We start from the raw sequence: 19471 nt of genomic DNA, 5'->3' as shown, positions 1-19471 counted from the left end.
CTGGGACACCCGGGAGCGACGGTACCGGCGGCCCGGAGCGGGGCACCCTCCCGGTATGGGCGAGGACCAGGAGCAGGCTGGCCCGGTCGACGCGGCGCGCGCCCGGGAGTTGACCGAGCAGCTGCGCACCGCGGTCGAGGACGCCCGCGCCGACGTCCTGGTTCTCGCCCGCCGGGTGCGCGCCGCCCACCGGGCGAAGGTATGGACCGCCCTCGGGATGGACAGCTGGGGCGCGTACGCGCTCGCCGAGTTCGGGATCGGCCGCTCGACGGCCTACCGGCTGCTCGACCTGGCGGCCGTCGCCGAGGCGATCGAGACTACGGTCACCGGGGGGATCGGGGTGTCCCACGCGTGGGACAGCGCCGGCCTGGTCCTGCCGGTGCGCGCGGTCGTCGACCTCAAGGGCCGCACCGCGGAGCTTACCGACCTGATCGCCGAGCGCCTCACCGACGCCCACCGGGAAGCCGGCGGCGGCGTTCTCCCGGCCGAGGTGGTCGGCAGGATCGCCGCCCGCCGTGGTTCTGTTCACGAGTTCCGGTTCTGGCTCAACTTCCGTGGTCTGTGCACGGTGAGTGACTATGGGGCGGTGTGGTCGGCGGCGGGAAGTTGCCCGAAAATCGCCAGCTGCTGGACCGTGGTGGCCGACAGTGCGGGACCGTGGATGATCTGGTGCCCCGCTTGGAGGGGCTGCTGTTTCCGTCGGTCGCGGGCGTCGTGGTGCTGTCGGTCGACGTGGGCGTCGAGTCGGTGAACGTGAGGGTCCAGTCGTCAGCAAAGGGTTACAGCTGCCCGGGGTGTGGGGGCTGGTCGACCCGGGTGCACAGCTCCTACCTGCGGTTTCCCGTCGACGGGCCGGTCGGGGGGAGACGGGTGCGGCTGAGTCTGCGGATGCGGCGCTTCGTGTGCGGCGACCCGTCGTGCGGGCGGCGGACCTTTGTCGAGCAGATCGAAGGGCTGACCCGCTGCCACGGCCGGTGGACCGAGCAGTTGCGGGCGACGCTCGCCTCGGTCGGCTTGGCGCTGGCCGGACGGGCCGGTGCTCGCCTGGCCGGGGTGTTCGGGGTATCAGTGAGCCGGAGCACGGTGCTGCGGATGGTCGAGGAGCTCCCCGATCCAGAACCGCCGAGCCCGCGGGTGGTGGGTGTCGACGAGTACGCGACGCGCAAGGGCCGCACCTACGGGACGGTGCTGGTCGATGCCGAGACCCGTCGGCCCGTGGACCTGCTGCCCGACCGGGAGGCATCGAGCCTGGCGGCCTGGCTGGCCCAGCGGCCGGGCATCGAAGTGGTCTGCCGGGACCGTGCACCGTTCTTCGCGGAGGGCGCCACCGCCGGAGCGCCGCAGGCCGTCCAGGTCGCGGACCGCTGGCACCTGTGGCACAACCTCAGTGAGGCGGCCGAGCGGGCCGTCGCCCGCCATCGACAGTGCCTCCGCGCGGTAACTCCAGCTCCAAATCCGGCCGCTACCACCGAACCCGTACTCCAGGAGGAGAATACGGACCAGCCCTGGCCGAGGGGCTTCCGGTTCGCCGACCGCACCCGGGCCCGGCACGCCGCGGTGCACGCCCTTCTGGCTGCAGGCCACAGCCGGCGCGCCGTGCAACGGCAACTCGGCATGACCTGGCGCACGGTCAAAGCTTTGGCCGACGCGGTGACCCCGGAGGAGCTCTTCCAAGGCCAGTGGCAGAACCGGCCCTCCGTCCTCGACGACTACAAGTCCTACCTCGACGACCGCTGGAGCGAGGGCTGCACCAACGCCTGGAAGCTCTGGGAGGAGATCATGCCGCTCGGTTACAAGGGCAGTTACCAGCGCGTCCGGGCCTACATCCGGCTCAAACGCACCTCGCCACAGCCGGTGACCGCCCCGCCGCCATCGCCCCGCACCGTCGCCGGCTGGATTCTCCGGCGGCCCGCGGCGCTGTCCGAAGCCGAGCAGATCCAGCTCAAGACAGTCCTGGCCCACTGCCCCGAGCTCGACGCCCTGACCCGACACGTCCGCTCCTTCGCCGTCATGCTCACCGAGCGCCAGGGCGAGCGTCTCCCCGATTGGCTCGCCGCGGTCCGCCAGGACGACCTTCCCAGCCTCCACACCCTCGCTGCCGGCATCGACCGCGACCGGGACGCCGTCATCGCAGGACTCACCCTGCCCTGGAACTCCGGCGTCGTCGAAGGCCACGTCAACCGGATCAAGATGCTCAAGCGCCAGATGTTCGGCCGCGCGGGTTTCACACTCCTACGGAAACGGGTCCTGCTGGCCCCCTGAAGGCATTGTCGGTGGCCGCTGCGATGATCAGCCGCACAGTGGCGCGAGGAGATCATCATGGGGACCTGGGACATCGGTCCATTCGAGAACGACATGGCCGCAGACTTCGCCTACACCTTGGACGAAGCCGCCCAGGGCGAGCGCGAGACCCTGGTCCGGACCACGCTGATCCGCACCATCCAGACCCTCGATTACCTTGAAAGTCCTGAGGGAGCAGAGGCCGTTGCCGCCGCAGCTCTCATCGCCGCCCAGTGCCCGGGCGGCGAAGCAATCAGCACAAGTTACGGCCCCGACGAAGCCCTTCCGATCTTCGCCATCGATCTCCGGCCGCTCGCTGTCGAGGCGCTCGACCGCGTGATTGCCGAGAACTCCGAGCTCGCCGACCTCTGGGACCAGACAGTGGACGGACCGAAGTGGCGACAGACCATCAGCCGCATCCGCGCCGCCCTCGCACCCGAGCCTGAGCCTGAGCCTGAGCCTCAGGAAACCTGACTCTTCGGTCTCTGACCGAATAACCCAGCGTTACCGGTCACAGAAGTTGAGCCAGAACCGAACTCGGGTTCTGGCTCACTTTCCGTGGATCGCCACGCTGAGTGACGTTCGTCGGGAGGGCGGGCCTTTGGGAAGCTGCCTGAAAATGATCCGTCCCCAGGGCGGTGTAGCTGACAGTTCGGCCCGTGGAAGAAGTAGTGCTCCGGCTGGAGGAGTTACTGTTCCCGTCGATCGCAGACGTGGCTGTGCTGTCGGTCGACGTGAACGAAGAGGCGGTACGCATCGAGGCCCAGAGCACGGTGGCCGGGTTCGATTGCCCTGGCTGTGGAGGCTGGTCTCGGCGGATTCACAGCTCCTACCTGCGGTTTCCCGCTGATGTGCCGAGCGGTGGCAGACGGGTCGTCCTCTGCCTGCGTGTCCGCAGGTTCCTCTGCCCGGCCATCTCGTGCGGGCGCCGAACCTTCGTCGAGCAGATGCCGGGGCTGACTCGTCGATACGGCCGGCGGACCGAGCGCCTGCGTTCGACGCTGGCCGCGGTCGGCCTTGCGCTCGCCGGTCGAGCCGGGGCCCGCATAGCGAGAGTCTTCGGCTTGTCCGTCAGCCGCAGCACGGTGCTGCGGCTGGTCGAGTCCTTGCCCGACCTGGAAGTTCCCGCCCCGCGCGTCGTCGGCGTCGATGAGTACGCGACCCGCAAAGGCCGCCACTACGGAACCGTCCTGGTCGACGTCGAAAGCCGACGCCCGGTGGACCTGCTGCCCGACCGGGAAGCCTCCAGCCTGGCCGCTTGGCTCGCGAAGCGGCCAGGGGTCGAAGTGGTCTGCCGCGATCGGGCCCCGTTCTTCGCCGAAGGCGCCACCGCTGGGGCGCCCCAGGCGGTGCAGGTGGCGGACAGGTGGCACCTTTGGCACAACCTCAGCGAAGCCGCCGAGCGGTGCGTCGCTGACCACCGCGGATGCCTGCAGGTGCTGGCACCAGATCCAGCCCAGCCTGCCCCCGGGCCGGAGAAGTTCGAAGACCCGTCCGGATCGCCCTGGCCAAGGGGACACCGCTTCGCCGACCGAACCCGAGCCAACCACGCGACTGTCCACGAACTACTGACCGCCGGACTCAGTCGGAGGGCGATCGGCCGCCAACTCCGCATGACCTCGCGCACCGTCAAACTCTTCGCCGACGCAGCTACCCCGGAGGACCCCTTCCGCGGGCAGTGGCAGGGCCGGCCGTCCAAGCTGGACGCGTTCAAGCCGTACCTGGATGACCGCTGGAACCAGGGCTGCACCAACGCCTGGACGGTATGGGAGGAGATCGTGCCACTCGGCTATCAGGGCAGCTACCAGCGCGTTCGCGCCTACTTCCGGGCGAAGCGGATCTCTCCCAACCCGATCACGGCTCGGCCGCCGTCACCCCGAGTCGTTGCTGGCTGGATCCTCCGGCGCTCCGAGACCCTCCCGGAGATCGATCATCTTCGGCTCAAGGCCGTCCTGGTGCACTGCCCCGAACTCGACGCCCTCACCAGTCACGTCCGGGCCTTCGCCGAGATGCTCACCGAGCGCCAGGGCGAGCGGCTGCCGCAGTGGCTCGACGCCGTCCGGCGCGATGATCTCCCCAGCCTTCACACTCTCGCCGCGGGCATCGAACGCGACCGCGATGCCGTCATGGCCGGGCTCACCCTGCCTTGGAGCTCCGGTGTCGTCGAAGGACACGTCAACCGGATCAAGATGCTCAAACGCCAGATGTTCGGCCGCGCCGGCTTCGCTCTCCTGAGGAAGAGGGTTCTTCTGGCCAGCTGACCAGAGCCACCCATAGGGTGACGGGGACGAGAGAAGATGCACCATGGATCCCCGCATACCCCGCCTGCGTCGCAAGCTGGCCGCGATCCCCTTCCAACCGCTGCGCAGCCACTCCTTCGGAGAAGAGCAACACAAGTTCCGCCCCGGTCCGAAGCTGGCAGAAGCACGCGTCGCTGCGTTCGAGGCCGAGCACGACATCGCCCTGCCCGACGCCTACCGGCAGTTCCTCACGCACGTCGGCGGCTCAGGCGCGGCGCCGTTCTACGGCCTCATGCCGCTGGAGCGGTGTTCCCTACTGGTCATGAACCCGCGTGAGGAACCGGGGGCACCCCACGGATTCGACGACGCAGAACCCGGGGGGCACGAACGCGACCTCTTCCTCCACGTCATCGAAATGGGCTGCACCGACGTATGCGTCATCGCGGTGACCGGTCCCCTCGCCGGCCGTGTCCTCATCGGCAACAGTGACGGGTTCTGGGGCCCCAACGTCTCCTCCGCCACCGACTTCCTCGACTGGTACGAACGCTGGCTCAACCACATGAGCGCCGGACGCGACAACCGGGCCCTCGAACTCACCTCACCCCAGCTCCGCGCCCATCCAAACCGCCATCGCATGGCCCCGAAGATCTGACTCTCCGTAACCACTCCACGGAAAGTGAGCCAGAACCGGAACTGGCTCTGGCGCGACTTCCGTGAAGCCGCCGGTCCGGGTGGTGTCAGGGCAGATCCGGGAGGAAGAGGGCCAGCGGCGGGCCTTCCAGCGCGAGGGCGGTGAGGCCGGTGGTAGTGCCGGAGGCGTGTTCCTCGCCGGGTCCCCAGCGGACACCGTCGCCGGCTGTGACGGGGATCCGGCGTCCGTCCGGGCCCGCGACCCAGCCGTCGCCCGTGATCACCAGGAAGAGCTGGCCGACCGGGGAGGGATGACTGCCGATGGTTCCACCGGCCTCGATGGTCAGGCAGGTCAGGTGGGTGGGCCCCTCGCCGGCTGCGACACGGGTCGCGGTGGCCCCCACGCTGTCGAAGCGGTCGATGACCTTCTCGGCGCGGTCGAAGCGGAACATCTCCAAGCGGGGCTCCTCGTAAGATCTGGAAGGCATTGATCGTACGGGGGAACGGTCAACGTGCCGACAGCAGGACGCGCTTGCGCGGGAGGTCGAGCTTGGTACGGCCGAAGATCGGTGCTTGATCATCTTGGTCCGGTTGACGTGGCCCTCGACCGGACAGGAGGTCCAGCGGAGCGGGCGGCCTGCGCCTCGGTCAGGACGAATGCCGGCGGGCGACACTTCCGGTCATCGGCGGCATGATCCCTTGCCGGCCTGCCCGACCCGCGAGCGTCCGAGCAGGACGGCCTTCTGACGGACCCTGTGCCTGCTCCGACGCGTCGCCACTCTTCCTCCTCCGGGCGGTTCGAGCCGTCCCGTCCGGCTTGTCCCTGCGGGCCTCCCCCCGTTTGCCGGCCTTCCCTTCCTCGGCGGCGGCCTCCTGCGCGGTCAGCACTCGGGGTCCAGATGCATCCCGGCCGCATCATGGTGAGCCCGGACAGTCGTGGAATCCACGCTGACCAGGGACGAGCCTCGCCCCGCCTGGCAGCCTCGGCGGTCACGCCCTCCAGCATCGCCTCGAGGACGCCGGCGTCGCGCCTCGACCTCTCTGTGGTGGCGTAAGCCTAGGTGGCCTGGCCTGAATCGTCGGTCAGAGCAGCCGCGGTCAGGGTGAGGTGCTGGACCAGGACCGCGGCTGCGGTGTCGGCGTCGCGGGCCAGTGCCGCCTCCTCCAGCCTGCGGTGTTCCTTGGCGCCGTCCCGGTCGGGGTTGCGGTGCGCCGACCAACGGCGGGACAGCTCACTGGCGGTCCACAACCGGTCGAAGGTCTCCAGCAGCGCGCGGTTGCCACACCCCTCCAGCAACGTGCGGTGAAAGACGCGGTGAGCCTCGGCCCAAGCGCCGGTGTAGTACTCGCCCTCCTCCGGCACGTACGCCGGAGTGCGCACCAGACGATGGTGGGCGGCCCGCACGCGGGCCTCCCAGTCGAGGTCGCCGCGCTCGATGGACATGCGCAGGACGACCGGTTCGAGGGTTCGACGGGCTTCCGCGATCTCCTGCCAGCGCTGGTCGGAGAAGGACGGGACCGCGAAACCGCGGTTGGGCAGCCGGTCGGCGAGCCCCTCGCCGACCACCCGCACGAGCGCCTCGCGCACCACGGCCAGGCTCACGCCCTGCTCCCTGGCAAGATCCTGCGGCTTGAGAGGGGCGCCTGGGGAGTAGTCCCCGCGCATGATCGCGTCCCGCAGGTGTGCGTAGACCTGCTCGGAGAGCATCTGTTTCCCCGGCGGGGTCGAGGAGTGCGCTGTCTGCGTCATGAGCCCATCCTAGACCGATCGGGTGGATAATCGATTATTAGTGTTACTGTCGATTCTGTAGCCGATGAGGACATCCCCGTCCGGTAAGGAACGACCACTGTGTTTGCCAACGATCCCTTCGCCCGCCTCCCCCAGGCGGCCTCCTTCACCGTCACCAGCACCACCGTCGCCGACGGCGCCGCGTGGCCGCCCGAGCAGCACTCCTCCGGCCTGCCCGGCGGGAAGGACACCTCCCCGCAGCTGTCCTGGAGCGGTGCCCCGAACGGCACGAAGAGCTATGCCGTCACCGTCTACGACCCCGACGCCCCCACCGGGTCCGGGTTCTGGCACTGGGCGGTCGTCGACATCCCCGCCACGGTCACCGACCTGCCTGAGGGCGCCGGCGACGACATCGGCTCGGGCCTGCCCGCGGGCGCCTACCAGGTGCCCAACGACACCCGCGCGGCCCGTTACATCGGCGCCGCCCCGCCGGCCGGCCACGGCCCGCACCGCTACTTCGTCGTGGTGCACGCCCTCGACATCCCCACGGCAGGCGTCCCGGCCGACGCCACCCCGGCCGTCCTCGGCTTCACCATCGCCGGCCACACCCTCGGACGCGCAGTGCTGATCGCCACTGCCGAAACACCCGCCTGACAGCGCCACCCGACTCCCGGAGACACCACCGCCATGCGCCTCGACGCCTTTCCCCACTCCGCCCGTACCGGCGCCGGCCCGATGGACCTGAACGCCGTCCGCGACGTCAGCCGCGCTGTCAGCGCCGCCCACCTGTTCATCTACCTCGCCCCCGAGACCGCCGAGGAGGCGGCCGAGCTCGGCGTGACCGACCGCGGGCCGGCGTACCTGGCCTTCCGATCGGCCGCGATGGGCGCGGTTCCGTGGCAAGTCACGCTCGCGGCCTTCTACAACTTCAGCCCGCGGTCGGTGCGGGCCATGGCGGGCGTATGGGACGCCGCGCCGCCGGAGCGGTGGCAGGCCGCCCGGCTCCTGGCCGCCGGCCGGGCGATGCGGCGCGCCAACGTACATCTCACGGACGACCACCTTGCCGAGGCGCGCCTGCTGATCGACGCCGTCCTCACCCGTGCCGACTACGCCGGCAAGGTACTGGCCGCCGCGAACGCGTCGGTCCCACTTCCCTCCGATCCCCTTGTCGCACTGTGGCAGCGGATCACGGTGGCACGCGAGTGGCGCGGCGACGCCCATCTCGTCGTACTCGCCGACAACGGCCTCGGACCGTGCGACTGCCTCGTCCTGCACACCGCGACCGGCCGCCTCCCCACAGCTCTCGCCCGAACGACCCGCCAGTGGGACGACGAGGAGTGGAACGCGGCGACGGCCCGCCTCGTCGCGCGCGGTTGGCTCGACTCCCACGGCGTCGTCACCGACACCGGCAGTGCGGCACGCGAGCGCATCGAAGTGGAGACGGACGAGCACTGCGCCGCGCTATGGGCACCGATCGGCAACACCGGCGCCCGCCGCTTCGCCTCCCTCATCGCGCCGATCACCAACGCGTTCACCCCAGCAGGGACATTCCAGACCGTTCCCGGCCAGTCTGATCCCGCATAAACGGTCCTTCGCACGAGCAACGCGAATCACGATCCGCCGGGCCCCGCCGATCCCGGACTCACTCACGGTGTAACTCCCGACCAAGGAAGTAGCACCTGATGCCAGACGTGACCGGCTCGGCCGAAGGCGTGGAGGCTATGCGGCCGCCGGCGTTGCGGCCGGATGCTTTGGACCACCCGTTGACCGGGCAGTTGGTCGCCCGTGCCCGCGCGAGCGGGCTGCAGCTCACCGGCGTCGGCGGCCTGCTCCAGCAGCTCACACCGCGCGGGAGGTCCAGGCGTGAAAGCGTACGACGACCGACTTCCTCGGCGCTCTGGGCGCCGCCCTCGCCCTCGCCGCTGGCTCCGCCACCTACCGCGCCCTGCGTGCCCGGCTAAAGCGGTAGCCCGTCCTCGGCCCGGCGCCGTCGCGCGCCGGGCCGAGGATCCAGCCGCAGGACCATGGGCGGCCCACCAAGGGGCCCGGCCATTGCCGGCCCGGATCCTCAACCACGGGTCAAGGCCCCGATCCCATCCCGGGGCACGCTGGCTCCGCTCCGCTGCGCCGCGTCGCATCACTTCCGGTGAGGCGCCGCCGGCTGCCCCCTCTGCCGAGGGTCGACCGGCCCGACCCGTTGGAGCGCTACTTCGGCGCGGAGGTCCTCCGCCTGACCAACCTCCTCGACGAGAGCGACGACGCGCCCTTCGACGGACCTCTCGTCGACCGATTCGTTCCCTGGGCGGCGAGCGAGCCGGATCCCCGCGTGACCCGGCCGCTCGCCGCCGGCCTGGCCGATGCTCAGGATCCGCGCCGCGACGAGCCGCTCACCGCGCTCACCCGTCACATCGACAGCACGGTCCGGCAAACGGCGCTCTCCGGGTTGCACCGCCCGATCGGAAGAGGCGATCACGAGGCCCTCGCTGCGGCTATGGAGCGCACAGCGGACAACGACCCGATGGTACGCAGGCATCCCACTCAAGTACTCATCCGCCAGCTGAAGCGCTCAGCCACACCGGGGGTGGTCGGTGCAGGTCGAAGTCGTCGGGGTGGAAGCCGCCGTAGGCTCCGCCGTTGAAGTAGTCGGCGAGGGCTTCGCCGATCACGGCCTTGACGCCCTCCTCGTTCTCGGCGCGGGCCAGGGCGGCGGCCTGCTCGCCGGTCAGGTTGAGGTGGACGTCGCGGGCCCGGACCGCGTCCGAGCCCGCGGACCTCGAACGTCATCGCGCGCCCGACCCGGGCGCTGACGCCGGAGACGGTGCAGCGCCGGGCCAGCTGCTGGGCCTTGCGCTCGCGGCCGCGCTCGCTGGTCTGCACCTCCAGCGCCTCGCTCGGGCGTAGGCCGCAGGTCCGTCGAGGGCGGTGTGGAGGGGCTGGACGGGGGCCTTTCGCGGCCGGACGTTCGGCCGGGGCGGCGGCGCTGCGATTCGGCGGGTGGTCAGAGACGCAGCAGGGCCCGGGCGTTCGCCGAGCCGATGCGGCGCTTGACCTCCGACGGGAGGGCGGTCCGCTCCAGGGCGGCGACCGCGGCGCCGGTGTTCTCGTAGGGGTAGTCGGCGGCGAAGAGTACGGACTCCGGGCCGAGCACGTGCACCAGCGCCTCGACCGTGGCCGGCGAGAGCACTCCGCTGGTGGTGGCCAGCACGTTGCTCCCGAAGTACTGCGACGGACTACGCAGCAGCGGCGTCGGGGCGCTCAGCGTGGCGTACCGGGAGTCGAATCGGGACAGTTGGAAGGGCAGGAACTCCCCCGCGTGGCCGAGGACCATCCGGGCCTCGGGGTGGCGGTCGAAGACCCCGGAGAGCACGATCCGCATGGCGTGCCCGCCTGTCGTCGCCTGCCAGCTCCACAGCGCGCCGTTCATCTCCGGGTGCCCGGACAGCACGTGCCAGGAGTCGGCTGGTGGCATGCCCGGGTGGAGGTAGAGCGGCACGCCCAGCTCGACCAGGGCGGCCCAGACGGCGTCGAAGGCGGGGTCGTCGAGGTACCTGCCCTGGACGTGGTCGTTGACCAGGGCGCCCTTGAAGCCGAGTTCCCCGACCGCGCGCCGGAGTTCGGCTACCGCGGCGGCCGGGTCCTGCAGCGGGAGGGCGGCGAACGCGGCGAACCGGTCGGGGTGCGCCGTGACGATCGTGGCCAGCGAGTCGTTGACGTAGCCGGCGTTGGCCACCGCGCGTGCCGGGTCCGGGTCCGCCTCGATGCCGGGGACGGTCAGCGACAGCACCTGCACGGCGATGCCGTTGGCGTCCATGTCCGGCAGCCTCAGGCCGGTGACGTCAGGCAGCCGCCGGGTCACGTCGGCGACGAAGGCGGGGTCCATGCCGTCCGGCACCGGGAACGGGGGGCGGCGCTCTGCGAGGCCCGGGATCGCGATGGCCTCCTCGATCGCGATGTAGCCCGCCATCACGCGCCCGCCGTCGGGACGAGGATGCCGGCTCCGACCGTGGGCAGCTCGGCCTCGTCCAGCATGAGCGCGGCGACGGTGGCGCGGGAGGCGTGCGGCGGCAGCAGCGGCTTGGGGTACTGCGCCAGCGGAACGTTGCGGCGGGCCGCGCTGAGCTCGCCGGCCCACAGGTCGGGCGCGTGGAAGACGGTGGCGCCGCCGGCCAGCACGATCGTGTCGGCCGCGCCCTTCTCCGCCAGCTCCTTGCCGACGAACATCCTCATCACGCTCTGGTAGATCCCGCCGCCGGCGCCGGTCGAGGCGCCCGAGCCGAGCGCCCCGAGCCAGAGCGTGCGGACCGGCAGGCCCGCCAGCAGCCGCGCGCCGGCGAGCAGGGTGCCCGGGCCGTCGCCCTTGCGGATGCCGAGCGCGGAGATCAGCACGTCCACGTCGCCCAGCTCCGGGAACTCCTGAGCCCTGGTCACGTCCGCCCGCCGGACCTCGACCCAGCCCCGCGCGGGCGGGTCGTACTGCTGCGGGCTGCGGACGAGGGCGACGACCTGGTGGCCCCGGTCGAGCGCTTGTTCCACCACCAGGCGGCCGACCCGCCCGGTCGCGCCGAGGACTGCGATGCGCATGACGACTCCATAACTGAACAGGTGTTGGTTACTTGAGTGAACATGTGTTGGTTATGGGTGTCAAGGCCGTCCCGGGCGCTCCGCGGCCTCCGCCGCGCTCGATCGTGGTCCGCCGCGCCGGACCGGGGCGGCTGCGCGACGCCGAAAGGTAAAGTGATCTTCCGTCGCCGACAGGGAGGACCCGGGAATGGCCGGTGAGGAGGCCCCGCGCCGCCGACGCAACCCCCGCGGGCAGGGGCAGGTGCTCAGGGCCGAGCTGGTCGCGGCTGCGGCCCACCTGCTGGCCACCCTCGACCAGCCGGAGACGCTGACCCTGCGGCAGGTCGCCCGCGAGGTCGGGGTCGCCCCCGCCAGCATCTACAGCCACTTCCCCGACCTCGGCTCGTTGGTCCAGCACGTGCTGCGCCTGCGTTACGCCGAACTCGCCCGCCTGATGGACGAGGCGGCGGCACCGGCCGCCGACCCCCTCGACGACCTGGCCGGCCGCTGCGCCGCCTACGTGCGCTGGGGGGCCGAGCACCCCGGCGAGTACCGCACGCTCTTCGGTGGCCGGATGCCCGCCGACCTCAACCTCCTCCAGGACCACGGCGCCGACGACGCCGGCAAGGCCTTGCTGGGCTCCGTCATCGCCTCCCTCGCCGCCGTCCGGCAGCACGGCGGCGGGCAGTCCGCCCCTGCCCGGCAGTGGCAGGACGGGCTGCTGCTCTGGACGGCGCTGCACGGCCTGGTCGTGCTCTACAACGACCACGGCGAGCTGCCCTGGCCGCCGCTCGACGCGCTGATCGCCGACGTGCTCGGCCTCCACGCCGGCCGTCCCGCCGAGGAGGTCGCCGCCCGCCTCGCGGCGCGATAAAGACCCCGCCCCCGCCCTCCAAGGCTGAACGCAGCGAGCCGTCGCCCGCCTCTCACTGCCGACCGAGCGTCAGGAACTGCCGCACCCCTCAGGGACTCGAACGCAGGCACAACGCCAGGCGCCGGCCACCACGTGGTGGACCCGGCACCCGCCGGTCCCCGCCGTCGAGCAGCCCATCCCGCCGGACCCGAAACCGTCGTCCATGCCCGGTTCGACGATGCCCCGCCCGACCGAAACACGGCCGCGGCGAACGGGCACCGCCCGCGACCGGGCTGCCGCCCTGGCTCGACTCAGCCGGGTACGTCCATGCGCTGCGTGCCGATCACCGACAGCAGCCGTAGCGCCTCCTCCGCGGGGGAGCCGGGCTCGGCCGTGTAGATCACGACTTGTTGGTCTCGGTCGGTGATGTCGAGGACATCGCAGTTGACGGTGATGGGGCCGATCAGCGGGTGGTGGACGGTCTTGCGCAGGGTGGGCTCGGCACTCACGTCGTGGGCGGCCCACAGCCGGGCGAACTCCGCGCTGCCTGCGAGGAGGTCGTCCACCAGCGCGGCCACCTCGGGATCGTCCCGATAGCGGGCGGCGGTGGCACGCAGGTGCCGGGCCGCGGCGCGGGCGAACGCCCGCGCCTCGGACGGGTCGTACGGCAGCCGCTCCCCCGATTGCGGTGCGAGGAAGGCACGGCGCACGAGGTTGCGCTCGCGCCGAGGCAGGGCGGAGAAGTCCTCCAGGAGAGCTGCTGCCAGGTCGTTCCAGGCGATCACCTCGTAGGTCGCGGACAGCACGATCGCCGCGGCGTGCGGCAGCCGCCGCAGCAGGTCGAGGATGCTCTGCCGCACTTCTCGTGAGGGCCCGGCCGGCGGACCGGGCGGGGCGCCGGCGAGATGGTGCAGATGGTCGTTCTCGGCGTCCGACAGACGCAGGGCCCGGGCCAGACCGGCGATGACCTCGCGTGAGGGGTGCGGGCCCCGTGCCTGCTCCAGCCGGGAGTAGTACTCGGTCGAGATGAACGCCAGCTGCGCCACCTCCTCGCGGCGCAGCCCCGGGGTGCGGCGGCGCGGCCCGGCGGGCAGTCCCACGTCGGCGGGGTCGATGCGTTCACGCCTGCTGCGCAGGAAGCCAGCCAGTTCTCGTCTGTCCACGCCGCCCAGTGTGCGCGGGTGCCGGGGGCCGATCCAGGTACCGCTGGTACCTGGATCGGCGCCGCGGCGGGACGCAGGCTCGCTGCCATGGACAACGCACAGACCACCGACATCTCCGCCCCAGCCGCCATGGGCCTGCTGGCCGGCAAGGTCGCCTTCATCACCGGTGCCGGCCGCGGTATCGGCGCCGCCGCGGCGCGCCTGTTCGCCCGGGAGGGCGCCCGGGTGCTGCTCGCGGCCCGCACGCAGGACCAGCTCAAGGCGGTGACCGAGGAAGTCCGGGCGGCCGGCGGCACCGCCGAGTACGCGGTGTGCGACCTGGCCGACGGAGCCAGTGTCCGTGCCGCCGTCGACCGCGCCGTCGACCTGTACGGCCGGCTCGACGTCGCCTTCAACAACGCGGCGACCAGCGTGCCGCCGGCCCCGATGGACCACGTGCCCGAGGCGGATTTCGACCACCTCTATGCCGTGAACCTCAGGGGTCCATGGCTGGCCATGTCCGCCGAGGTGGCCGCCATCCGGGCCACCGCCGGCACGGGTGCGATCGTCAACAACTCGTCCGTCGGCAGTCTGATGGGCAATCCCACGCTGCCCGCCTACGGTGCGATGAAGCGGGCGGTCAACAGCCTCACCGAGTCGGCCGCCGTCACCTACGGCCCGGAAGGCATCCGCGTCAACGCCATCGCCCCCGGCACCACACTGACCGAGATGCTGCGTGCATGGAACGACCGATCCCCCTGCGTCATCGACCAGCTCAACGCCCGCACCCCGCTGCGTCGTGCGGCCGACCCTGACGAGATCGCCCAGGCTGCCGCCTGGCTCCTGAGCGACCGCGCATCCTATGTGACCGGCACGGTACTTCCGGTTGACGGCGGCATGCAGGCATGAGCCGCAGGCCCGGCGAAGGCCGCAGAGACAGTCGTCGCACGCCCAGCGGCGCCGATCATCTCGTGGCCGGCGCTCGCATGGCGCGTGAGAACCGGCGGCGTCCCCCCGGCCCGGGCCGGCGCGGCGGTCCAGCCACGCCGCTACCCGCGGTGTTCTGCCGGCGGCTGAACACCGGCCGGGCCGGGCTCGACGATCACTACAGCCCAGTCTCATGACGACGATCACGACGGGTACGGTCGAGTACCCGGCCGACGGTTGGACGATGATCGGGCACCTCGCGCTCCCGGCCGGCGTCGACCGTCGGCCCGCGGTGCACAGAGGTTGTTCGTGCGGTAGAACAGCCAGGCCCCGATCAAGCGCGAGCAACCGCCGCGCTGGTCCGCGCCCGTGCGGGCGGTGGGCCGTGGGGCCGACATGTGAGGAACAGTCGCCCGGTCAGCGGGCCAGGTGTGGGCTGAGGGCGGTGCGGTCGAACGGGCCGCCGTGGGAGGCGGCGTACGCGATGGCCTCGTTGACGGCATCGAGGCCGAACGACCGTACCCGTTCGGGCGCGAGGTCCAGCGCGCCCGAGGAGAGGAGCCGGATGATACCGGCGTTCGCGGTGCGCGGGTACATCCACTGCCCGCGCACGGTGACCGAGTTGCGCATGATCCACGGGTACGGGATTGCGAGGTCGTCGCCACCGAGCATGCCGATGCCGCCCATGAGGACGACGCGGCCGTACTCGCGCACGGTCATCGCCGCCGTGCGCGCCGCCGAGCTGGGTGCGCTCGGCGGGAGCAGGTCGATCACCATGTCGATCGGGCCGTCGGCCGCCGCGGACATCGCCGCGCGGTCACCGGCCTCGTCCCCGGTGAGCGGGACCGGGCGCACCCGCGGGCCGAACCGGGCGGCGAGGAGGTCGAGCGCGGCCCGGTTGCGGCCCGGGGCGACCACGCGGCCCGCCCCCATCGCGAGCGCGACCGCGACCGCACTGCTGCCGAGGTTGCCGGTGGACCCGCTGACGAGAAGCGTCTCACCGGCTGCGAGTCCGCCGGCGAGCAGCCCGCCGTAAGGGATGACGTGCACGCCGAGCGCGGCCCAGCGCGCCGGGTCGTCTCCCGCCGCTGCGGGCAGCGGGAAGACGTTCTCCGTCGGGACCCGCATGAACTCGGCGAACGATCCGTCGTGCAGGTACCGGGCGAGCCGCGCGCCGCCCTCGCCGCGGGAGCTCCAGCCCTGGAGCGTGATGTCGGGTGTCAGGGCGTCGTCGCGCGAGCGTACCGTGCAGTCGCACCACACCAAGTCGCCGGGGCGCAGCCGGGTGGCGTCCGGGCCCGCGTGGACGACCCGTCCGACGCCGCCGATCCCGGGCACGACGGGAGGGACCAGAGGGTAGTTCCGCTCGCCGCTGAAGACCTCGGCCGCGTACGGGGCCACGTAGGCGGCGAGCACCTCGACCACCACCTCGCCGCCGCCCGCCCGGGGGTGGGGCACCTCCCGCACCGTGAGCGGGGCGCCGAACCGCGTGAGAACTGCTGCTCGCACGTGATGACCTCCAGGTTCGTCCGAGTTCGTCGCAATCGACCCTAGGATTCGCGCCGCCATGCGGGAAGCGACGATCTGGCATCCGTGGTATGCGTAGGACGCATGGACATCTCCACGGCGGGCCTGCGGGTCCTGCGGCAGATCGCCGAGTCCGGCAGCTTCACCGCCGCAGCCACCCTGCTCGGCTACACGCAGTCGGCCATCTCGCGCCAAGCCGCCTCCCTCGAACGAAGCGCGGGCACTACCCTGTTCGAACGCCGCTCCGATGGGGTACGGCTCACCCCCGCGGGTCTGACCCTGCTGCGGCACGCCCGCACGATCCTTGACTCCGTCGCGGCGGCCGAGCGCGACCTCACCGGCGCCGTCCCGCAGACCGAACCGGTGCGGCTCGGGGTGTTCCTGAGCGCGGGCGCGGCGATCCTGCCCGCCGCACTCGCCCGCCTGGCGGAAACCGACCCCCACATCACGGTCACGACGATCGAGGGCACGACGCCCACCCTGAGCCGGGCGCTGCGTGCGGGCTCGATCGACCTTGCCCTGCTGACGTCCCGTCCGCCCCACCGTCCCTCGGACGGGGAGTCGCCGCGCCTGCACGTCGAGACCATCGCGGACACCGAGCTGGCCGTCGCGGTGCGGTCGACCGGAGAGTTCGCCGGCCGCACCACCGTGCACATCGACGAGTTGGTCGACGCCCCCTGGATCGCCACCCCGTCATCGGACTCCGAGCCGCTGCTCGGTGTCTGGCCCGGCCTGCCCGGACGCCCGCGGATCGTCCACTCGGCGCGCGACTGGCTGACCAAGCTTCAGCTGGTCGCCGGCGGCTTCGGCGTGACGACGGTGCCGTCCCAACTCTCGCCCGCGCTGCCGCCCGGGATCAGCCTGCTGCACGTCGAGGGCGCACCCCCCGAAATCCGCCGGGTGCTCGTGGCGCGCCTCCCCGGCCGCCCCGCACCTGCGATCACGGCCGTCACCAGAGTGATCAGCTCGACCACCTGATACGTGCTGCCGGAGCCGTCGGATTGGGTGCCGCAACCCCGCCGAGGGCGCACGCCATCACGTGGACCTCAGTGAGGCTCCGTCGGGATCATCGGGTCCGCGTCCCGAACGTCGCCGCCTACCAGGGGATGGGGCCCGCCGCGCCGAAGTAGCCGCCCGTCGGGCCGTCGGGCCCCAGCTGAGCCATCCGGACGATGATCTCGGCGCCCTGCTCGACGGTCTGCGTGCCCTCGTGCCGGTTCAGGTCCGTCGAGGTGTAGCCGGGCTCCACGGCGTTGATCCGCATCAGCGGGAACGCCTTGGCGAACTGCACGGTGAGCATGTTGACCGCGGTCTTGGAGGTCGGGTAGGCCACCCCCGGGTACCCCTTGCCGGCCTGGGTCAGCGAGGCCAGGCCGCTGCTGACATTGACCACGACCGGGGCAGCGGAGCGTCCCAGCAGCGGCAGGAAGGCGTGGGTCACCCGGACCAGGCCGAAGACGTTGGTCTCGAACACCTCCCGCATCACGTCGGCGGTCAGCTCCGCGGCGCCGATGATGTCGCCCTCGGCTGACCGCACCTCGATTCCGGCGTTGTTGACCAGGACGTCCAGGCCGCCGTCGGCCTCAATGGCGGCCACCGCGCTGGCGACCGACGCGTCGTCGGTGACATCGAGTTGCACGAACCGGGCACCGAGTTCGGCCGCGACCGCCGAGCCCCGCTCGATGTTGCGCGCTCCCAGGTAGACGGTGTGGCCCGCAGCGATCAGGCGGCGGGCGGTCTCGCGGCCGAGGCCCTTGTTGGCCCCGGTGATCAAGGTTGTCGTCATGGGACACAGCTTCCCTCCGCGATGATGCGATCGGCCAGCGGTTTACGGCGCGGTCCCGCGATACCGCTCGACCAAGGTGTCGAGGCCCATCATGTGGTCGCCTCACTGGTCTCGGACCGCTCCGCCCGTCGGCCGACCCGCCGCGAGCCGAGCACCGAGCTGGTGCTCGGCTGGCATGCGGCCTGCTGATCACCCACCAGCCGACCTCTCAGGCCGACACGTCCTGACCTCAATCGCGGACCGAGTGGTAGGCAGCCGGCCAGAGCTACCTCCCTCCTAGCCACCCCCTGCCCCGGGACCGTTCCTGCCAGTACGTGAGTGCCTGCCGGGTGGTCGGGTAGGACCTCGTGTCCCCAGTCCCCTGGGCCATCCCGCAGGTCGGTCAGGACGGTCACGCCCCTCGCGCGTCGCGCGACTCGCCCAGCCGGTGGCCGAGGCGGAAACGGGTGTCGAAAGTGCCCGCGTTCTCCGGCCCGCGCGGGTGGAACTGCTCGACCCCAACGACAACTCCGGCGCCGACGGCATCAGCGGCCAAGCCCCCCACCCCCGGCACCACCGGCTACACCCGCACCACCGGGCAGGAACACCCGGCGGCGGCCCAGCCTGTCTGTTCCGTCGGCGCCGTCGGTGAGAGCGTGACCCGGGTGTGCCTTGGCCATCTGGCCGGAGACACGGCTTCAGGCTCCGGGGCCGACCGGCCTCCCGAGCGGTCGGCGAAGGATTAGCCCGCTGGTGCCGCCCCCTTCGGCCCGGGCGGCGATCAGGTGCGGACAGGCTCGCGGTGGGTCTCCCCCGCCCGGCTCCAGGCAGGCGGGCCGGGCGGGGTACCGGAGCGTGTCAGCCGACGGGATTGAGGGCCCAGCGCTGGTTCGCCCCGCCGCTCGGGGCCCACTGGACCACGGGAGCCCCGTCGGCCGGGCTCCCGCCGGCGACATCTAGGACGAGGCCACTGTGGAAGTTGACGATCGCCTAGGTGTCGCCGTCGACGTTTACCTTCCCCCAACGCTGGTTGGCGCCGCCGTTGCAGGTCCACTGGTGGACAAGGATGGCCCGAGGGCTCGATCGACGTAGGCGAAACCAGGACACCCGGCGGAAGATGCGAGACGATGCCGGCCATCGGGGCGGATGAGCCGGCCCGCGAGAGGAGGAACGGTGGGCTACCGGAAGTCTTTCAAGGCCGGAGGGCTGCGTGTCACCGCCTCAAAGAGTGGCATCAGCTATTCGGCGGGCGTCAAGGGCGCCCGGGTCACCAAGCAGGCCAACGGGCGCGTCCGAACCACCGTGTCGGTCCCGGGGACTGGCTTCTCCCACAGCCGGACCGCAGGCGCACGGAAGGCGTCGAGGCGGCCCGCACCCGCAGCGCCGCAGCGCTCCCGCCGGCAGCACGGCAAGGGTGAGTGGATCAGCGCAGGCATTGTCTTGGCACTGTTCCTGCTCGTGCTCATCCTGCACTGACCGAGGCGAGCCAGCCGATTGCAGGCTCGTGGCAGGAGGCGGATGTCATGCCCTCTGGCTCGTCCACCGGCTCTCCATCACGGGCCGAAGCGCCGCCACCAGCGTTGTTTCAGAACAGATCACAGTGAGCCGTGAGCCCTGCGGCCACCCGCCCTGACGCATGGGCGACCTCTCCACTCCACCACGCCGCATGAGCCGCTGCAGGTGCCCGGCGCCCGACGGCGGCGCTCGGTTCGTGCTCGGCGGTGGTGGACTTACGGGCCCTCACCGAGAAGGGCTTCACCACCAGCGGGCTGCTGGCCGCCGTACCCTCGGGCTACGAGACGTCAGGGGACGGACGGG

19 protein-coding genes and 2 pseudogenes are annotated in these 19471 nt (G+C 71.6%); 13 read left to right on the top strand and 8 right to left on the bottom strand.

Annotated features, from left to right (window positions below):
- Positions 1-55 precede the first annotated feature (55 nt).
- The 5 genes from ACZ4UX_RS15280 (at position 56) to ACZ4UX_RS15260 (ending at position 5172) form a co-directional block, all read left to right on the top strand.
- Complete coding sequence (locus ACZ4UX_RS15280) at positions 56-751, top strand: hypothetical protein (protein ID WP_465706969.1); 696 nt, start codon at positions 56-58, stop codon at positions 749-751.
- Complete coding sequence (locus ACZ4UX_RS15275) at positions 667-2262, top strand: ISL3 family transposase (protein ID WP_465707020.1); 1596 nt, start codon at positions 667-669, stop codon at positions 2260-2262. The genes ACZ4UX_RS15280 and ACZ4UX_RS15275 overlap by 85 nt, the downstream gene beginning before the upstream one ends.
- A gap of 57 nt (positions 2263-2319) precedes the next feature.
- On the top strand, positions 2320-2754 hold the full coding sequence (locus ACZ4UX_RS15270; RefSeq protein ID WP_465706968.1) for a DUF4259 domain-containing protein: 435 nt from the start codon (positions 2320-2322) through the stop codon (positions 2752-2754).
- Positions 2755-2939: 185 nt separating this feature from the next.
- Positions 2940-4541: an ISL3 family transposase gene (locus ACZ4UX_RS15265; RefSeq protein WP_465706967.1), complete on the top strand. Its 1602-nt coding sequence runs from the start codon at positions 2940-2942 to the stop codon at positions 4539-4541.
- Positions 4542-4584: 43 nt separating this feature from the next.
- Positions 4585-5172 (top strand): SMI1/KNR4 family protein, encoded by a 588-nt coding sequence (locus ACZ4UX_RS15260; protein WP_465706966.1) that lies wholly within the window; start codon positions 4585-4587, stop codon positions 5170-5172.
- A gap of 85 nt (positions 5173-5257) precedes the next feature.
- On the opposite strand, the gene ACZ4UX_RS15255 is transcribed toward ACZ4UX_RS15260, so the two are convergent.
- Positions 5258-5602 (bottom strand): cupin domain-containing protein, encoded by a 345-nt coding sequence (locus ACZ4UX_RS15255; protein WP_465707019.1) that lies wholly within the window; start codon positions 5600-5602, stop codon positions 5258-5260.
- A 605-nt stretch (positions 5603-6207) separates the two neighbouring features.
- Positions 6208-6900: a GntR family transcriptional regulator gene (locus tag ACZ4UX_RS15250; RefSeq protein ID WP_465706965.1), complete on the bottom strand. Its 693-nt coding sequence runs from the start codon at positions 6898-6900 to the stop codon at positions 6208-6210.
- Positions 6901-6999: 99 nt separating this feature from the next.
- On the opposite strand from ACZ4UX_RS15250, the gene ACZ4UX_RS15245 reads away from it, so the two are divergent.
- The 3 genes and pseudogenes from ACZ4UX_RS15245 to ACZ4UX_RS15235 all read left to right on the top strand — a co-directional run.
- Positions 7000-7533, top strand: a complete 534-nt coding sequence (locus tag ACZ4UX_RS15245) for a YbhB/YbcL family Raf kinase inhibitor-like protein (protein WP_465706964.1) — start codon at positions 7000-7002, stop codon at positions 7531-7533.
- Positions 7534-7566: 33 nt separating this feature from the next.
- Positions 7567-8463, top strand: coding sequence for an SCO6745 family protein (locus tag ACZ4UX_RS15240; RefSeq protein ID WP_465706963.1), 897 nt, complete (start codon positions 7567-7569; stop codon positions 8461-8463).
- 98 nt (positions 8464-8561) lie between these two features.
- A pseudogene (locus ACZ4UX_RS15235) lies at positions 8562-8729 on the top strand (IS256 family transposase); the annotation flags it as partial.
- Positions 8730-9877: 1148 nt separating this feature from the next.
- Here ACZ4UX_RS15235 and ACZ4UX_RS15230 read toward each other — a convergent pair.
- Both ACZ4UX_RS15230 and ACZ4UX_RS15225 read right to left on the bottom strand, forming a co-directional pair.
- Positions 9878-10843 carry an amidohydrolase family protein gene (locus ACZ4UX_RS15230; protein WP_465706962.1) on the bottom strand — a complete coding sequence of 322 codons (966 nt, stop codon included), beginning with the start codon at positions 10841-10843 and terminating at the stop codon, positions 9878-9880.
- Positions 10843-11460: an NAD(P)-dependent oxidoreductase gene (locus tag ACZ4UX_RS15225; RefSeq protein WP_465706961.1), complete on the bottom strand. Its 618-nt coding sequence runs from the start codon at positions 11458-11460 to the stop codon at positions 10843-10845. Before ACZ4UX_RS15225 ends, ACZ4UX_RS15230 begins: the two co-directional genes overlap by 1 nt.
- Before the next feature lie 187 nt (positions 11461-11647).
- On the opposite strand from ACZ4UX_RS15225, the gene ACZ4UX_RS15220 reads away from it, so the two are divergent.
- Entirely contained in the window at positions 11648-12313 is a 666-nt protein-coding gene (locus ACZ4UX_RS15220; RefSeq protein ID WP_465706960.1) for a TetR/AcrR family transcriptional regulator, read from the top strand.
- Between the two features lie 290 nt (positions 12314-12603).
- Here ACZ4UX_RS15220 and ACZ4UX_RS15215 read toward each other — a convergent pair whose 3' ends face one another.
- Entirely contained in the window at positions 12604-13455 is an 852-nt protein-coding gene (locus ACZ4UX_RS15215; protein ID WP_465706959.1) for a helix-turn-helix transcriptional regulator, read from the bottom strand.
- 87 nt (positions 13456-13542) lie between these two features.
- On the opposite strand from ACZ4UX_RS15215, the gene ACZ4UX_RS15210 reads away from it, so the two are divergent.
- Complete coding sequence (locus tag ACZ4UX_RS15210; protein WP_465706958.1) at positions 13543-14343, top strand: SDR family NAD(P)-dependent oxidoreductase; 801 nt, start codon at positions 13543-13545, stop codon at positions 14341-14343.
- A 211-nt stretch (positions 14344-14554) separates the two neighbouring features.
- Positions 14555-14665, top strand: a pseudogene (locus tag ACZ4UX_RS15205) (dienelactone hydrolase family protein); the annotation flags it as partial.
- 113 nt (positions 14666-14778) lie between these two features.
- Here ACZ4UX_RS15205 and ACZ4UX_RS15200 read toward each other — a convergent pair.
- Positions 14779-15870: an alcohol dehydrogenase catalytic domain-containing protein gene (locus ACZ4UX_RS15200; RefSeq protein ID WP_465706957.1), complete on the bottom strand. Its 1092-nt coding sequence runs from the start codon at positions 15868-15870 to the stop codon at positions 14779-14781.
- 102 nt (positions 15871-15972) lie between these two features.
- Here ACZ4UX_RS15200 and ACZ4UX_RS15195 point away from each other — a divergent pair, with 102 nt between their 5' ends.
- Positions 15973-16866, top strand: coding sequence for a LysR family transcriptional regulator (locus ACZ4UX_RS15195; protein WP_465706956.1), 894 nt, complete (start codon positions 15973-15975; stop codon positions 16864-16866).
- Positions 16867-16984: 118 nt separating this feature from the next.
- On the opposite strand, the gene ACZ4UX_RS15190 is transcribed toward ACZ4UX_RS15195, so the two are convergent.
- Positions 16985-17674, bottom strand: coding sequence for an SDR family NAD(P)-dependent oxidoreductase (locus ACZ4UX_RS15190; RefSeq protein WP_465706955.1), 690 nt, complete (start codon positions 17672-17674; stop codon positions 16985-16987).
- An 837-nt stretch (positions 17675-18511) separates the two neighbouring features.
- A complete protein-coding gene (locus tag ACZ4UX_RS15185; RefSeq protein ID WP_465707018.1) occupies positions 18512-18640 on the bottom strand; it encodes an RICIN domain-containing protein in 129 nt (42 codons plus the stop codon).
- Between the two features lie 186 nt (positions 18641-18826).
- On the opposite strand from ACZ4UX_RS15185, the gene ACZ4UX_RS15180 reads away from it, so the two are divergent.
- Positions 18827-19129, top strand: a complete 303-nt coding sequence (locus ACZ4UX_RS15180) for a DUF4236 domain-containing protein (RefSeq protein ID WP_465706954.1) — start codon at positions 18827-18829, stop codon at positions 19127-19129.
- The last annotated feature ends 342 nt before the right edge of the window (positions 19130-19471 follow it).

It is taken from the genome of Kitasatospora sp. NPDC028961, from assembly GCF_055564815.1.
Note: the sequence above shows the minus strand (reverse complement) of the source record. Positions and strands in the feature narration are given on the sequence as shown.

Bases quoted from the DNA above. Each gene is read 5' to 3' on its own strand.
- ACZ4UX_RS15280 (WP_465706969.1), top strand. From the start codon at position 56: ATGGGCGAGGACCAGGAGCAGGCTGGCCCGGTCGACGCGGCGCGCGCC.
- ACZ4UX_RS15270 (WP_465706968.1), top strand. From the start codon at position 2,320: ATGGGGACCTGGGACATCGGTCCATTCGAGAACGACATGGCCGCAGAC.
- ACZ4UX_RS15260 (WP_465706966.1), top strand. From the start codon at position 4,585: ATGGATCCCCGCATACCCCGCCTGCGTCGCAAGCTGGCCGCGATCCCC.
- ACZ4UX_RS15255 (WP_465707019.1), bottom strand. From the start codon at position 5,602: ATGTTCCGCTTCGACCGCGCCGAGAAGGTCATCGACCGCTTCGACAGC.
- ACZ4UX_RS15250 (WP_465706965.1), bottom strand. From the start codon at position 6,900: ATGACGCAGACAGCGCACTCCTCGACCCCGCCGGGGAAACAGATGCTC.
- ACZ4UX_RS15240 (WP_465706963.1), top strand. From the start codon at position 7,567: ATGCGCCTCGACGCCTTTCCCCACTCCGCCCGTACCGGCGCCGGCCCG.
- ACZ4UX_RS15230 (WP_465706962.1), bottom strand. From the start codon at position 10,843: ATGGCGGGCTACATCGCGATCGAGGAGGCCATCGCGATCCCGGGCCTC.
- ACZ4UX_RS15225 (WP_465706961.1), bottom strand. From the start codon at position 11,460: ATGCGCATCGCAGTCCTCGGCGCGACCGGGCGGGTCGGCCGCCTGGTG.
- ACZ4UX_RS15220 (WP_465706960.1), top strand. From the start codon at position 11,648: ATGGCCGGTGAGGAGGCCCCGCGCCGCCGACGCAACCCCCGCGGGCAG.
- ACZ4UX_RS15210 (WP_465706958.1), top strand. From the start codon at position 13,543: ATGGACAACGCACAGACCACCGACATCTCCGCCCCAGCCGCCATGGGC.
- ACZ4UX_RS15195 (WP_465706956.1), top strand. From the start codon at position 15,973: ATGGACATCTCCACGGCGGGCCTGCGGGTCCTGCGGCAGATCGCCGAG.
- ACZ4UX_RS15190 (WP_465706955.1), bottom strand. From the start codon at position 17,674: ATGACGACAACCTTGATCACCGGGGCCAACAAGGGCCTCGGCCGCGAG.